This window comes from Algoriphagus sp. 4150 (genome assembly GCF_031457395.1).
GTDB lineage: Bacteria > Bacteroidota > Bacteroidia > Cytophagales > Cyclobacteriaceae > Algoriphagus.
Genome location: NZ_JAVDWS010000023.1, coordinates 1 through 14,823, shown reverse-complemented (window position 1 = coordinate 14,823; position 14,823 = coordinate 1). Strand labels below are relative to the sequence as shown.

General features: G+C 43.2%; 11 protein-coding genes, 1 tRNA gene and 1 pseudogene. 3 read left to right on the top strand and 10 right to left on the bottom strand.

Going from position 1 to position 14,823, the window contains the following annotated elements; all coding sequences use genetic code 11:
- Positions 1–144: 144 nt before the first annotated feature.
- The 3 genes from J2X69_RS21040 to J2X69_RS21030 all read right to left on the bottom strand — a co-directional run bounded on the left by J2X69_RS21040 (position 145) and on the right by J2X69_RS21030 (position 7,131).
- A complete protein-coding gene (locus J2X69_RS21040) occupies positions 145–3,078 on the bottom strand; it encodes a prolyl oligopeptidase family serine peptidase (protein WP_310107780.1) in 2,934 nt (977 codons plus the stop codon).
- Positions 3,079–3,274: 196 nt separating this feature from the next.
- Complete coding sequence (locus J2X69_RS21035) at positions 3,275–4,981, bottom strand: amidohydrolase (RefSeq protein ID WP_310107778.1); 1,707 nt, start codon at positions 4,979–4,981, stop codon at positions 3,275–3,277.
- A 62-nt stretch (positions 4,982–5,043) separates the two neighbouring features.
- Positions 5,044–7,131, bottom strand: coding sequence for a T9SS type A sorting domain-containing protein (locus tag J2X69_RS21030; protein WP_310107776.1), 2,088 nt, complete (start codon positions 7,129–7,131; stop codon positions 5,044–5,046).
- A gap of 93 nt (positions 7,132–7,224) precedes the next feature.
- Here J2X69_RS21030 and murF point away from each other — a divergent pair, with 93 nt between their 5' ends.
- A complete protein-coding gene (gene murF / locus J2X69_RS21025; protein ID WP_310107774.1) occupies positions 7,225–8,520 on the top strand; it encodes a UDP-N-acetylmuramoyl-tripeptide--D-alanyl-D-alanine ligase in 1,296 nt (431 codons plus the stop codon).
- 69 nt (positions 8,521–8,589) lie between these two features.
- Here murF and J2X69_RS24890 read toward each other — a convergent pair.
- A pseudogene (locus J2X69_RS24890) lies at positions 8,590–8,730 on the bottom strand (DUF6364 family protein); the annotation flags it as partial.
- 374 nt (positions 8,731–9,104) lie between these two features.
- On the opposite strand from J2X69_RS24890, the gene J2X69_RS21020 reads away from it, so the two are divergent.
- The gene (locus J2X69_RS21020) at positions 9,105–9,782 is read left to right on the top strand and encodes a DUF2461 domain-containing protein (RefSeq protein WP_310107772.1); all 678 of its coding nucleotides are present in this window, start codon (positions 9,105–9,107) and stop codon (positions 9,780–9,782) included.
- A gap of 72 nt (positions 9,783–9,854) precedes the next feature.
- On the opposite strand, the gene J2X69_RS21015 is transcribed toward J2X69_RS21020, so the two are convergent.
- The 6 genes from J2X69_RS21015 to J2X69_RS20990 all read right to left on the bottom strand — a co-directional run bounded on the left by J2X69_RS21015 (position 9,855) and on the right by J2X69_RS20990 (position 12,882).
- On the bottom strand, positions 9,855–10,682 hold the full coding sequence (locus J2X69_RS21015; protein WP_310107771.1) for a Cof-type HAD-IIB family hydrolase: 828 nt from the start codon (positions 10,680–10,682) through the stop codon (positions 9,855–9,857).
- Positions 10,683–10,912: 230 nt separating this feature from the next.
- Complete coding sequence (locus J2X69_RS21010; RefSeq protein ID WP_310107769.1) at positions 10,913–11,185, bottom strand: hypothetical protein; 273 nt, start codon at positions 11,183–11,185, stop codon at positions 10,913–10,915.
- Positions 11,186–11,200: 15 nt separating this feature from the next.
- Positions 11,201–11,623, bottom strand: coding sequence for a hypothetical protein (locus J2X69_RS21005; protein WP_310107767.1), 423 nt, complete (start codon positions 11,621–11,623; stop codon positions 11,201–11,203).
- A 131-nt stretch (positions 11,624–11,754) separates the two neighbouring features.
- A tRNA-Ala gene (locus tag J2X69_RS21000) sits at positions 11,755–11,828 on the bottom strand.
- Positions 11,829–11,955: 127 nt separating this feature from the next.
- Complete coding sequence (gene recR / locus J2X69_RS20995; protein ID WP_310107765.1) at positions 11,956–12,576, bottom strand: recombination mediator RecR; 621 nt, start codon at positions 12,574–12,576, stop codon at positions 11,956–11,958.
- A gap of 12 nt (positions 12,577–12,588) precedes the next feature.
- Positions 12,589–12,882, bottom strand: coding sequence for an ATP-dependent Clp protease adaptor ClpS (locus J2X69_RS20990; protein ID WP_310107763.1), 294 nt, complete (start codon positions 12,880–12,882; stop codon positions 12,589–12,591).
- Positions 12,883–12,935: 53 nt separating this feature from the next.
- Here J2X69_RS20990 and J2X69_RS20985 point away from each other — a divergent pair, with 53 nt between their 5' ends.
- Complete coding sequence (locus J2X69_RS20985; RefSeq protein WP_310107761.1) at positions 12,936–14,378, top strand: sodium:solute symporter; 1,443 nt, start codon at positions 12,936–12,938, stop codon at positions 14,376–14,378.
- Positions 14,379–14,823: the final 445 nt, after the last annotated feature.

Genomic DNA, 14,823 nt, shown 5'->3' with positions numbered 1-14,823 from the left:
AAGAAAGCAAAAGTGGGGCGATTCCCCAACCTTAGGGCGATGGGAGAGGTGCATTGAGTTGAATGCCAAGGGGGTTAAACTTTTTCATTTTGTTTTCCGGATGGATAAAACAAGAAAGAGGAGCCTTTTACAGCTCCTCTGTGATTAAAAGGCTCGTTTTTCGAGATGCTCTTCCAGATCAATTTTGTCAATTCCTTTTGACATCCAATCCGGTGCTTCAGCTCCTTTCAGATGATGGTCAAAGAATTCCATCATTCTTACAGAATAATCCTTTCGGTTTTCGAGCTTGCCCAGACCATGATTCTCTCCTTTATACTGAACCAGAATTACAGGCTTCTTCAATCGTCTCAGTGCTGAATAGTACTCAATTCCCTGAGTGAAGTCTACCGCCCCGTCTTTATCATTGTGTAGCATAAGAAGCGGGGTAGTGACATTTTTCACATGATACACTGGGCTGTTGCGCTCGTATGCAGCCCAGTTTTCCCATGGACCACCGGTAAATCTACCCTGAGAAGCTTCGAAAATTGACATGTTTCCTCCGCCCGAATTCCAGTAGATCAAATCGTACATGGAGATCATGTTTGTAAGAGGAGCCCCGGCAGCTGCCGCTTTGAACATATCAGTCTGGGTAATCAAGAATGACGTTTGGTATCCGCCCCAAGAGTGTCCGTGGATCCCGATGTTGTCTTCATCGATTACCCCTGTTTCAATAGCTGCCTTCACACCCGGGATTACACACCATACTGCGGACATACCGGGATCATCCATGGTATAGACGATGTCCGGAATAAATACAGCAAATCCGTTGCTGGTATATACGTTTGGATTCCAACCTGTGCCGCTGTAGCCGGGGTTTGTCCAGCTATGACGGGTTTGGGATAGCTTTTCGTAATAATAAACTACCGTTGGATATTTGTCTCCATCTACATAATTGGCAGGAAGAAATAGCGCACCCTGAAGTGTATCTCCTTTGTCAGACACATAATCAACTAATCTTGTGCCTGAAGACCAAGCATATTTTCCTGCGTCAGGAGCATTATTGGTTATTTTGGTAGGGGAAGAAAGAGTAGCGTCCGCTACATAGATCTGGTCAGGTTCATTGAATTTCTCTTGGGTAAAGAAATAAACTTCAGCATTTTCCGCTTTTTTAAGAGAGCCGATACCGGCATCCTCCCAGACCACTAGTTTTGCACCCGCTTCCAGTCCCTTCTTCGATGAATTGATTACTGCAATCCCGCTTTTCTTGGTCCATTCACCATAAGCCCGGAGATAAAGCGGCTTGCTGAGGTTTATGCCTTTTTCGTCCCGGTCCAGAGCAAAGCGATACTGGTATTTGATTTTTTCTGATCTCCCGTTTTGAGTCAAATTTATTGCTTTGGCTTTTCCTGATACGGTTACTTGCCAGATATCCCAGCCATCATTGAGTAGCACATACTGACTGTCACTGCTCCAGCCAAGCGCACCTTGCAGGGGCTTTTTTACATTGTGGTCATCATCCACATTTACAAAAGTGACAGGCAGGCTTGCCGTCAGGTTCATTTCTTCACCCGAGGCAATATCATAGCTGTAATAGTCGCCATCGTATCCATAGATCAACTTTGTGCCATCTGGTGAGCTACGGGGATAGGAAGAATACCCCGGAAGATAAAAGTTAGAGAAAAGGTCCTTTTTCTCACCCGTTTTGAGGTCTATAATATAGAAATCACGATAGTTCTGCCCATCCAGATTGCTTTGTAATTCATAGGCCTGATTGTCTGAGCCGATCGCATATTTCTCTTTGTCAAGAATATTCAGATCGCGCATTGTGCTGTCTTGCAGCTGAGTATGCTTGCCTGCCGCCACATCATACATGGCATAGAAGCTGTAATTTTTATCCTGATTTTCCAGAATCTGCTGGCGGGATTGAAGCCGGCTGTCATTCCAATGCCAGATGGTCATGTCAGGCTTGTCGGTATCTTTGTCTTTTGGACTTACTTTACCTGAATCCAGTTTCGAAAGCGCTTTCTTCAGGTCTGCAATAGAATTCAAGGAAGTGTCTGCCATGATTTTCTTCATTGCTTCTGATTCTGCAAGTGCTACAGAATCCTTGTCCAACTCTTTCTTCTCATCTTCTTTTTTGGCTAAAACCAAGGGATGAATTCCGTAGAAAAGTCTGGTAAGATCTTCAGACCACACCGGTCGGCGATTTGGACTGATCGTGTATTCTTTCGAGAATCCCACAGAATCCTTAATCGGATCATACACGGTCACTTGAGGACTTGTCAGGTTCTTAACTCCAACTAATTTGCCCTGATCTTGCTTATACTTTTTGTCTTTGACCATTTTCAGCGCAGCGAAGGCATCTCCTTTTTCTGTCCAGTTGATGGACTTGTAGGTGGCCTTGTCTGAGTCTAGCACCGATGTACTGTTGTTAGTCAGGTTCATCAGGTAGATTCCATTTCCTGATTGATTGGCGGCTTCTACGGTGTATGCCAAATAGTTACCGCTCTTGTTGAAAGAAAACTCGGCTACATTTCCAATATTCTGCGCTTTGTCAGTGTTAAGATGATAAATCAAGAGATCAGAGCCTTTGGCATCTCCGCTTCCGTCTTTGGTTAAATTGACTACAAAGTGAGTTGCTGCTTTTCCGTTAAAGGAGAAATTGCTTACGTTTTCAAAAGTTTTCTTGTCGTCTTTGTCGTCAGAGCCTAGTTTGATCAATGTGACCTTGTCGTGAAGAGGCTTGCCTTTGGATTTCTTATTGGCTTCCTTTTCTTTGAAAGTAGGGTGTTCTTTGAATGCGATCCACTTGCTATCCTCACTGAATTCAATGGAGGGAAAGTTGGTAAAGCCTATTTTGAAGGTTTTTGTGGAGTCAGGCTCGCTTACTTTCTGTAAAATAACTTCCCCATCGGCTTCCAGCGCAATCATTCCATATGCCACCCATTGGCCGTCCGGAGAAATCTTAAAGGAAGAACTGTTCATGTATTTCCAAGTGGGAATATCTTTCCAAGTCATCGGTTTGGCAGCTTCATCTTGGGCAATTGCCAGGTTACAAATCAGGCAAAAAAGCCAGAAAAAGGTAAAGAGTCTTTTCATAGTTATAGCTGTTTAAGCGTGTAAAATAAGTTTTTTTGAAACAAATTGGCTCTCCTGTTGACCAATGTGGTTGCAATAGGGACGAAAAACTGAAAATGCAATAGATCAAAAAGAGAAAAGTCTCAGATCTTAGATCCAAGACGTTTTGTTACAGGTTAGGTTTTGCGGCAAGGTAAACTGAGTTTCTGTTTAGGTATCACGGGGTTTTATATACCACTTTTCCTCCGACTACAGTCATCGCTACTTTTGTGTCCAGAATTTCATCCTCGGGGATTTCCATGATGTTCTTGTCGAAAACAGTGAAATCAGCCGCTTTCCCAACTTCAATAGACCCCTTGAAATCCTCATCAAACTCTGCAAAAGCACCGTCCAAGGTATAGGCTTTCAATGCTTCTTCCCGGGTCATTTTTTGATCTCCTTCATAACCTCCTTCGGGCAATCCCTGCAGGGTCTTGCGCGTTACAGAAGCATAAAAAGAAGGAATGGGATCGACGGGTTCCACAGGTGCATCTGTTCCATTGGTGACTACAGCACCGGATTGCATTAATTTCTGCCATACATAGGCACCATCGATGATCCGTTTTTCACCCAATCTGTCAATCGCCCAAGGACGGTCTGAACTCAAATGAATAGCCTGCATAGCGGCGATCACTCCCAATTCACCGAATCTGGGTATGTCGTCCGGATGTATGTGCTGGGCATGCTCAATGCGGAATCTTAGGTTGTTGGCGTTGGGATGGTTTGTGAATGCAGCTTCATAGCGATCTAGAATTTCCTGATTTGCCCTGTCTCCGATGGCATGGGCACAAACTTGAAAGCCTGCTGGGATGGCTTTTTCCGAAACTTCAGACACCACAGACATCGGCAATGTCTCATGACCACGATGTCCGGGTCTATCCGAATAATCTTCCAAAAGCCAGGCTCCTCTGGATCCCAAGGCACCGTCACAGTTGAGTTTAATCGAGCGAACGGTAAGCATGTGATTTGCGGAATCGATCATCGGGCCTCTTTCATACCATTGCTCCAGAAGAGCAGGTTGAGTGCCGGTAAGCATCACATATTGACGTACGGTGAGTTTTCCTTCATCCTTGAATTTCCGGATGAGATCGATCACATTTTGTCCGCTTCCGGCATCATGGAAACTTGTGATTCCCTTTTCATTTAATTCTTGCAAAGCCAAAGTCAATGCTTGCTCAGCTCTTTCGGGAGTCTCTGCCGGAATCAATCGGGCTACAAGACCGGCTGCTTTTTCAGAAAGTATGCCGGTGGGATTTCCCAATTCGTCCAGAATAATCTCCCCGCCTTCAACCTCACCGGGTCTCTCGCCTTTCAGATTGCTGATACCGGCGAGTTCCAGTGCTTTTCCATTGGCAAAAGCCGCATGTCCGCTTGCATGGGAGAGGTATACAGGATTGTCAGGAGATACTTCGTTGAGTTGCGTATTGGTTTGAAAGCCTTTTACCATTTTCTCAGGTTTCTCGATCCACTTGTCCTGATGCCAGCCCCGACCAGTGATCCATTCTCCCGGTTTTGCTTGGGCTACCGCCTCGGCTACTTTCTCCACCAGTTCGTCGTAAGTTTTCACATACATTAGATCCAGTTCTAGCTTATTGTAGCCGATTCCCATCAAGTGTGCGTGAGATTCGATGATGCCAGGAGTCATGGTGTTCCCTTGGAGATCGATTACTTCGGTGTTTTCAGCTTTGTGTTTTTCTATTTCTTCGGCAGAACCCACAGCGATGATCATCCCGTTTTTCACAGCGACAGCTTCGGCTGTGGGCTGGTCTTCATTTACTGTGTAGATGACCCCATTGGTAAAAATCAGATCGGCAGGGTCGGCCTTTTCCGAAGAGCAAGAAAGGAGGATAATCCCCAGGATTGCGAGTAAGTAGATGTTCTTCATGGATTTATATTTCAACCCGAAAACTACCTTATTTCAAACAATCCAAAAAGCCAGTCCTGTAATTAGCGCATCCAGATTTTACGGCTTTCTCTGAATTTGCCTTCGTATTCCAGCCGGAGAATATATAATCCGGGAGGCAGAAAGTTAGCCTGTATTTCTATTTCTGAGTTGGCCGGAATCTGTATGTTACTTAGCAATTCCTGTCCGAGTGAATTGAATAAGGTTCCCGTGGAGGTTTTGTTGGCAATAACTTTAATCGGGCCATCGCTTGGGTTGGGATATACTTTGATTCTATAATCGTCCGTGTCAGGATTTGACCCCTCGGTAGAAGTCAAATAAATCAAACCACCTCCTCTTGTGCCTGTTATTAAATCTGTAGGTCCGTCGAAAGCGGGGATGACAGTAGTTATCCAGGTATTTCTTCCCAATCGAGTGGGAAGATTTTGACCTTGGATCTGTACCAAGACCTCAGTGCGTGTTGCGGACTGCATGAAATCTACAATTTTGCTGATTACGCCATTTTGATCAATGGCATAGAGGTCAGGATTGGATTTTTGGACCACTGCTACACTTAGATTTCGATTGGCGGGATTGTCGCTAAAGCCCAAGAAATCTGTCTCCTGAAGAACTGCGACATGTGTGCCAAAATCAATCGTATACAGATCCAAACGCCCATTTTGGGAGGCTACTAGCATATAGTCTTGGGCGGCATAATTGAAAAATTGGAGGTAATCGCCACGCCGTGCTGTGTATCCTGTAATTGAAATAGGAGATGACCCCGCTTCACGTAAATCATAAATCACCTGAGTAGGAACGTTGCTTTGATAGCGAATGCCTGAGGCTAGCAAGTTTGTTTGACCTGCTTTGTCCCTATAATTGATGTATTGGGCATCTACAAGGTTAAGCGGGGATAGATCTATATACTCTTCCTCTTGTTGGGTAAGTTTCCCGTCAGCCATTGTGAAATTGGTAAGCGCGGATCTTACTTGGCCATTTTCCATGAGCCTGTTTGCAGTGACAAAAAGCTCTCCCTGACTTTTGTTTCCAAGAAAAACAGGCCTTGTGTTTTCACCCAAATCAATCATCTTGTGCTGTAGGAAATCATAGTCAGAATTTCCTTGATTATTGATTTTCACAAGGGAGTGGGCAAAATCAATTTTGTAATCGAAGGAAGTTTCACTCGTGTTTAGAGTCACTATTAAATCATCACCAATCATCTGGCCAATATGAAAAAGCGGAAATTCGGGAAGGGTTCCATGCTTGGGAAGATTATTGGTGAAGCCGGTGAAAACCGGGTCTGAAGTGGTGCCTCCATTTGGAAGAAAATATAGAATATTGCACTCATCCCTGCCCAACATAAGGTCTTCAATCCCATCTCCATCAAGATCCCTGTAAAGAATAGAATGGCCTCCTGCATGAAGGATTTTGTTATTTTCGTCAGGAAGCCTTCGTGAGTTAAGGTCCAGTCCGGAGCAGGTCTTGCCAAATGAAAGCTCTCCGCAACCGCAGAATTCAAAGTTTCCCCAGTGATTCACCCCGAAGGCAAAACCATCAATATCCGCAGTTCCTTTTCGCTCTATGCTGGTGTTTTTGTAAAACTCCATGTAATCACCGCCGGCAAAATTAAAAATCACCAGATCCAGATCACCGTCCCCATCCAAATCCTGAATTAGAGGAGTATCCAGGTTATTTGTTTGAATATTAGCTGAGCCATCCAGCTTCAGGAAGTTTTGAGCCACTTCCCATGAAACCCTATTTCCGGTAGATGTATTTTTATAGGCTTTGATTCCAAGAGCTGTGGAAGTGAAAAGGTCCTTTTTTCCATCTCCATCAAAATCTGCCAGAACTAGAAATCCACTGATGTCTATCGGAAATAAGTAACTTAATTCGGGAAAGTGAATGAACGTTTCTCCTTCTTTTTTGAAAACCAGCAGTTGTCTGGAATTGATGTCCCATGTCACCCATTCTTCTATCCCGTCTCCCGTAAGATCTATAGTTTGAATCTGTGCAGAATTAATCCCGCCTGTGAAAGGAGATGACAGCATAACACCGTCCATTTCAACGTTTGGGTACTGATCAATTCGAAAAATTTCTTGGGCGTTCAGTTGAAAGCTGCTGAGGAGAAAAATGAAAATCCAGAATTTGCGCATGGAATGGTAAGGGATAAGACAAATTAATACGGCAGTCTCAGTTCAAAGATGTGAATGATTCCTTTATTTTGGGAATTAATTCCTTCCAAAACGATGAATATTTCCATTTTATATACGCTTTTCAAAAATAGTACTGGAGTCAGCACAGACACCAGAAAGATCGAAAAAGGCAATTTATTTTTTGCACTGAAAGGCCCTAATTTCGATGCTAATTCCTTTGTGCCAAAAGCGTTGGAAATGGGTGCCTCTGTCGTTGTGATCGATGATGTTACCTATTTTGTGGAGGAGGATGAGCGTTATTTTTTGGTGCAGGATTCATTGAAAATGCTTCAGGATTTGGCTAATTACCATCGCAAGCATCTAGCTATTCCTATCATTGGTTTGACCGGTTCGAATGGGAAAACGACTACAAAGGAGTTGATGAAGGCGGTTTTGGGCAAGAAATTTCAAACAGCAGCGACTGTTGGAAACCTGAATAACCATATCGGTGTGCCGTTGACTTTGCTTGCTATCGGGGATGAAGACGAAATCGCAATCGTGGAAATGGGAGCTAATAAGCCTGGTGATATAGCCGAGCTTTGCATGATCGCCGAGCCGACCCATGGGGTGATCACCAATATTGGAAGGGCACATCTGGAAGGGATGGGCGGTCCCGAGGGGGTATTGAAAACCAAGACGGAACTTTTCCAGTTTTTGAGAGAAAAAGGAGGGACGGTATTTATCAATTCGCAGGATCCTATTTTGTCAAATCTGGCAAAACGCTTTGAAAGCCCGGTGCTTTATCCTTCGAAGGGAGATTTCTGTGAGGTGATGTTCGAAGAGGCCAACCCGTTTGTAAAGTTTTCGGCAAAAGGGGCAAACGAAGTTTTTCTAAGTTCTTTGATTGGTGCATACAATTTTGGGAATATCGCTACCGCACTGACGATCGGTAAGTTTTTTGGAGTAGAGATGCAGAAAGCTGTTCAGGCTATAGTAGATTATAAACCGTCTAATATGCGGTCTCAATTGATCGAGAAGCGCAGCAATCTAATTATTCTGGATGCTTACAATGCCAATCCATCGAGCATGGAAGTGGCTATCCGGACTTTTGGACAGATGACGGGAAAGAAGCATAAAATGCTGATCCTAGGAGATATGTTTGAGTTGGGAGCGCATGCAGAAGCAGAGCATGCTCGACTGGGAGAAATCATAAGTGAATACGATATTGATAAAGTTTGTTTTACCGGTCAGCTGATCGCATCTGCTTTGACCACTTACCCAAAAGCCTTGTATTTTCCGGATCCTTTTTCATTTAGAAACTGGCTGCAGGATAGTAAACTGGAGGATTACCTGATCTTGATCAAAGGTAGCCGTGGAATGAAGCTGGAGGGATTGGTGGATTTTATTTGAAAAGTACAGGAAATTCTTATTAGCTTTTAATATGCATGCGGATTTCTGACGGGATCCGGGAAGTAGTTTTTAAGAGTCTTTTTCAACACTTTTCGGTTCTGCGTCCGGTAATTTTGAAATAAGTATTTCAATCAATTCAGATAAAGTTTGACCGTGCTTTTCAGCATAGTTTTTTGCTCTCTCAGCAATTCCTTCGTTGATGTCTACTGTTACTTTTGTTTCATCTGTTTATATTTTGATTTTTAATGGTCAGATGGAATCTCGCACGGCGAATAATCATCCCTCTGTGTGTCGTTTTCGACATGCTCGATTTCATGACTTTTGTATGTCTGAAATTGTACCGGTAAAAGACAAAAAGGGACTTATTTTATGGGAAACATTAGCATTGCGGTACTTCGGCCACCCTTTTTCGGTCTTCCTATCAAGTAAACAAGTGGAATTTGGCAACTGAAATGATCGCAAATGATTATATAATTTAAGAAGAATTCCTTCCTAATTGAAATCAATTTTGCTTCAATAAAGTTTACTTTTAAGTCGGATTACCGATGGATCAAAAAATCAACTGCTTACCAAAAACATATAAAATGCGCCCTTACTTGCCTTTCCTCACCGCCCTTGCCGAACATAATTCCAAAGAATGGATGGATGCCAATAAAAAATGGTATTTGGAAACAAGAGCTGAATTTTTGGAAGATGTGGCAGTGCTGCTCAAAGGAATTGGGGAATGGGAGCCGGAACTCTTGGTATTCAAGGCTAAAGACTGTGTTTTTAGACAAAATCGGGATATCCGCTTTTCGGCTAATAAAATGCCTTACAAAAATAACTTTGGAGTCTATTTTTCTCCCAAAGGGAAGAAGTCAGAAGGGCCTGGATATTACCTGCAAATCCAGCCTGACAATTCATTCTTGGCAGGAGGAATCTGGATGCCGATGGCTGAAACTTTAAAGAAAATCAGAAGAGAAATTGATTACTCAGGAGCTGAACTGGCCAAAATTGAAAGTAATCCGGAATTCAAAGCACTTTTCGGACAGATAGACGGAGAAAGACTCAAGACCAGCCCACGGGATTATGAGGCTGATCATGAGTTTATTGACTATCTGAGATTGAAGAGCTTTACGGTGTCTTCAAAAATCTCAGACAGAGATATTGAATCAGGGAGTTTTATCAATATTGCCTTGGAAGGTTTTCGGAAAATGATTCCATTGCAGCAGTTCCTAGCCCAAGCCATCGAGGATGTGGAAGACGGATCAGGACTATTGTAGATTTGAGTAACAAGTAGCTAGTATTGAGATTCAAGAGCCAAGAGTTAAGAATCAAGAGACTAGATTCTAGCGTTAAGAATTGATCTCAAATTTCGAATCTCGAATTTTTTCAAGTGTAGCAGCGACGCCATCTTCTTTGTTGTGATGGGTGATTTCGTTAGCGACTGCTTTGACTTCCATTCTGGCGTTGTCTACGGCAACTCCCCAGCCTACTGACTGTAGCAGATCGATGTCGTTGTAGTTGTCTCCAAAAGCGACCACCGATTCCATTCCAAAATCATAATGATCTAAAATTTTCTTTAGCCCCGTAGCTTTGGAAATGGCTCTAGGAGCAATCTCCAGATACGTGTCGCTGGATCGGTAGAGGTGCATGTCCAGTGAGTGCTCTGCATGCAGCTCGCCAAAAAGCCATGCAATTTCCTGAGATTCCCCCATGCACATGACTTTATGTGCTCCCGAATTATTCTTTGACCATAGATCCAGTACCTCCTGTCCGGCCATCCACGTGTAGGAAACTTTGGTGTGTCGGACTTCGCGCTGGGACCAGTAATCATCTTTTTCCTCATACCAATTTTCGCCCTGATACAAACTGACATGAATGTCGGTTTTATGGGTAAGGCGAAGGATTTTAGACACCAAATCTACCGGAATGCTCACATCCTCCAAGACTTCCCCGTCGCCACTCAATACATAGCCACCGTTGTAACTAATCAGAGGTTGGGGAAAGCGATTCATGTCATGAAGCAAATGGCGCATGGCATTGGGCATACGGGAGCTTGCAAGGATCACGGGGAAATCCGTTGGTAAATCAGCAACCACGGCTTTGAGACGGGGAGATAGATCGCGTACTGAATTGAGGAGTGTTCCGTCAATATCAGAGCAAAAAGCCTTTATTTTCATCTGTTTATAATTGTTTTTCAATGGTCACATGGAACCTCGCACGGTGAATAATCATTCCTCTCCCGAAGCAAGTTCGGGACAAGTTGTGTGTTGTTTTCGACATGCTTGATTTCATGTGTTTATAATTTGTCTTTCAATGGTCATAACCTGCTTACCATTTTTTAGGCAGAGAACCCCGCATAGCAGATAATCATCCCAATGTATATTGTTCTTCGTTATGTTTGATGTCATCAATCGAAGTCAGACCAGTTTATGTCATTGGCAAAATTGGCAAAAACGCCAAAGCCAATGATAGCGATGAATAGTATTACCGCAGCGAAGACAATGAGCTTGACGATCAATTCCGCCTTGGCCCATTTTGCCTTTTCCGGATCCGTGTTTTTGTCCGTTGCCCATACGATGAGCATGATCAGTCCGATCAAAGGTAGACGTTTGACCAGCACTGCGATTATCCATTCCCCAAGCGAGGTCGGCGGATTTTTGTACTCATTAGGCAATTCCATAACTGACAGGTTTAATTAAAAATCTTTCGTTTCAAACACATATTCCTGCATGGCCACATTTTCTGGATTGGTAGGGTCTGTTTGAATAAATTGAACGGTAATTTGTTGGTAATCTTCGGCTTTTTCAAAATCCCTGAGATAAAGTTCAGCACATTTTCTTGCCAGAACTTCAGGCTGATTCCCTAAAATTAGAGGATCTCCATTTTCCAATTTAAGGTAAATAGTGGAAGTGGTGGTGTCATCAGAAGTTGATTTGCTGAGATTTACATTAACCCCCTCAAAATCTCCCAGCATGCGGATTTCATCAGAAGGCATAAATCCCTTTCCCATCATTGCTTCCATCCCTTTGAAAGCAAATTTAGCAATGTTTTCAGGTTCGCAGGAACAAGAGCTTAGCGATGCAATAAGTAGGAAGAAAACAAAAAAACGATTTCGCATAGGAATGCCTTTTAGGAAGTAGGATTATGCGAATTTAAAGAATCTGTAGATATCTTCGATAGTCAGCAAGCTAGCTGGATAAAAGAAAGACTAAAAACAAAAAGCTCCACATTTCTGTGAAGCTTTTGAAGTGGAGGATAACGGAGTCGAACCGATGACCTCTACACTGCCAGTGTAGCGCTCTAGCCAGCTGAGCTAATCCCCCAAATTACTTCCAATTTGAACCGATGACCTTCCCGACCTTTGTCGGGACACTCGGTAGATCAGCCGAAGCTAATCCCCTTTTTGGGTTTGCAAATATAGACCTAGGTTTTTGCTGTGCAAAGAAAATTTTACTCAGTAGCGTAATTTATTCGAGTCATGATACTTCTACCGAGGGTTACTTCATCGGTGAATTCCAATTCTCCACCTACCGGTATACCCCGTGCGATTGAACTTACCCGGATACCTTTTTCCTTTAGCCTTTTCGCCAGATAGAAAGAAGTCGTATCGCCTTCCATCGTAGCGCTCAATGCCAAAATCACTTCTTGAATAGGTTCGCTTTTCGCGGCAGATTCTACTCGGCTCAGTAAAGATTCTATTTTCAGTTCTTCCGGTCCGATACCTTGGATAGGGGAAATCACTCCGCCAAGCACATGGTATTTGCCCTGAAACTGGTTGGTGTTCTCTATTGCGAGCACATCTCTGATGTCTTCCACCACACAGATAATCGAGCCGTCCCGACGATGGCTCAAGCAGATACTGCATTCTTCGGCATCTGAGATATTATGACAGGTTTTGCAATATTGAATCTCGGTACGCATACGCGTGATAGCCAAAGCCAAAGCCTCGGTATTTGCTTCATGCTGTTTGAGAAGATGAAGAGCAAGTCGAAGTGCTGTCTTTTTGCCGATTCCCGGGAGTCTGGATATTTCGGTGACAGCATCTTCTATCAGTTTGGAAGGAAAATTCAATTCTGGGTCGATTTAAACTATTGCGGCTTGGATTCCAGCATCTAATATAGCTTCACACATAGGTTTTAGCTCGGTGATGCTTCCTTTTTTTACCGCACATTTTCCTCTGTAGTGGATGGTGATAGTGCATTGTTCTGCTTGCTCTATGCTGTGCTTGCAGACTTTCATGAGAATCTTGATTACATGATCGAACGTGTTGTACTCGTCATTGTACACGATCAGGTCATTGGATTCAATATCTATCAAATCCTCCACCAGAACTTCTGATTCTTCTATATACGGAAGTGGTTCGTTTGAATGATTCATTTTGCAAAATTAAGAATATTGGACAACTTAGCGAACCCACTTCGATACGATTTATGAATTCCCAACTAGTCCTTCTGGTAATCTGTTGTTATTTTTTACTGTTATTTCTGATTTCCTGGTTTACTTCCCGCAAAGTTTCTGCCGATACCTTCTTCACCGGAGACCGGCAGTCGCCTTGGTTTTTGGTGGCTTTTGGCATGATAGGAGCCTCGCTTTCAGGGGTTACTTTTATCTCTGTTCCGGGGGAAGTAGGCAGTAGTAACTTCTTTTATTTTCAGGTTGTTTTGGGCTACACTCTGGGCTATTTCACTATAGCGAAGGTCTTGCTGCCACTTTACTATCGGCTAAATCTCGTCTCCATCTATTCTTATCTGGAAGATCGGTTTGGCTTTTGGTCCTATAAGACCGGGGCTTTTTTCTTTATTCTATCCAGAACTTTGGGATCTTCAATTCGGGTCTTTCTAGTGGCAAGCGTCCTTCAGTTGATACTTTTTGATTCCTTGGGCATTCCATTTTGGGTTTCAGTACTTATTACTGTCGGACTTATTTGGCTCTATACTCATCGTGGAGGTATCAAGACGGTCGTTTGGACGGATACGCTACAGACGTTCTTTATGCTGGCCGCCGTGGTGGTGTGTGTGGTCATGGTGGGAAACGAACTGAACTTCGATGGAGTTGGCGATTATTTCAAAGCTGTTTCCGATGATCCACGTTCCCGGATTTTCAATTGGGACTGGAAAGCCGGGACAAATTTCTTCAAACAGTTTATTTCCGGGGCATTTATTACCATCGTAATGACCGGGCTAGACCAGGATATGATGCAGAAGAACTTGACCTGCAAGAATATCGGGGACGCCCAGAAAAATATGTTCTGGTTTACGACAATACTGGTTTTTGTAAACCTGCTTTTCTTGGCTTTGGGCGTGTTACTTTTTCTATATGCCGAGACACAGGGAGTACAGATTCCGACCAAAACGGATGAACTTTTCCCGCTTCTGGCTACTCAATATTTCTCTCCGTTTGCTGGGATTATTTTTGTCTTGGGTATTACAGCTGCAGCGTATTCCAGTGCAGATTCTACGCTGACGGCATTGACGACTTCTTTTTGTATTGATTTTCTGGAAATAGAGAAAAAATATCCGGCAGAAAAGCGCGTATCTGTTCGCAAGAAAGTCCACCTAACATTCACCTTTGTAATGTTCTTGGTGATCCTTGCCTTTCACTGGATCAATGACCAAAGTGTGATCAATTCCATGTTTGTGATTGCAGGATATACCTATGGTCCTTTACTTGGACTTTATTCTTTTGGACTGTTTACCAAATGGCAGGTACAGGATAAATTTGTTCCCTATCTGGCCGTTTTTGCCCCCGTATTGACCTTTGCCATAGCTTCCAATTCTGAGGAATTGTTTTGGGGCTATAAATTTGGTTTCGAAGCCTTGATTCTAAATGGCTTGATTATGTTTATTGGATTGTATTTGTTGAGAAGGAAATGATTTTTTACCACTCGTTCCTACGGAACGAAATGTGGAATTATCCCAATATTTTTTTATTGATCCTACATTTCTACGGAACGATCTATTCTAATTCCTGTATCCTGCCAAACAGATCTACCTACGAAACGAAGTGTTGTCCTTCGGAAATACCTTCAAACGGCTGGATTTCTACCTAATTTTTGACTTTGTGTTTGTCCCATCGGGACATGTGGTCGGTAGATTTTAATGGCGATTCGAGGAATAGCGTTCCATCGGAACGCTCTCAAGTTTGGCTAATTTCTAGCATGAAACAATGCGGACAGGACTGGATTATCTGATTTTTTGAGTGTTTGCATTTTTTTCTGGATGTTTACGAAGTCGGAGAAATTGATTTTTGAAGTGTGGGCCCAGTTTATTGCCCTGAATTGGCTGAGGATGTCACCCGTTGTTGTACGGATTGATTTTT

Coding starts and splice junctions, on each gene's coding strand:
- J2X69_RS21040 (WP_310107780.1), bottom strand. CDS start 3,078: ATGAAAAGACTCTTTACCTTTTTCTGGCTTTTTTGCCTGATTTGTAAC.
- J2X69_RS21035 (WP_310107778.1), bottom strand. CDS start 4,981: ATGAAGAACATCTACTTACTCGCAATCCTGGGGATTATCCTCCTTTCT.
- J2X69_RS21030 (WP_310107776.1), bottom strand. CDS start 7,131: ATGCGCAAATTCTGGATTTTCATTTTTCTCCTCAGCAGCTTTCAACTG.
- murF (WP_310107774.1), top strand. CDS start 7,225: ATGAATATTTCCATTTTATATACGCTTTTCAAAAATAGTACTGGAGTC.
- J2X69_RS21020 (WP_310107772.1), top strand. CDS start 9,105: ATGCGCCCTTACTTGCCTTTCCTCACCGCCCTTGCCGAACATAATTCC.
- J2X69_RS21015 (WP_310107771.1), bottom strand. CDS start 10,682: ATGAAAATAAAGGCTTTTTGCTCTGATATTGACGGAACACTCCTCAAT.
- J2X69_RS21010 (WP_310107769.1), bottom strand. CDS start 11,185: ATGGAATTGCCTAATGAGTACAAAAATCCGCCGACCTCGCTTGGGGAA.
- J2X69_RS21005 (WP_310107767.1), bottom strand. CDS start 11,623: ATGCGAAATCGTTTTTTTGTTTTCTTCCTACTTATTGCATCGCTAAGC.
- J2X69_RS20990 (WP_310107763.1), bottom strand. CDS start 12,882: ATGAATCATTCAAACGAACCACTTCCGTATATAGAAGAATCAGAAGTT.
- J2X69_RS20985 (WP_310107761.1), top strand. CDS start 12,936: ATGAATTCCCAACTAGTCCTTCTGGTAATCTGTTGTTATTTTTTACTG.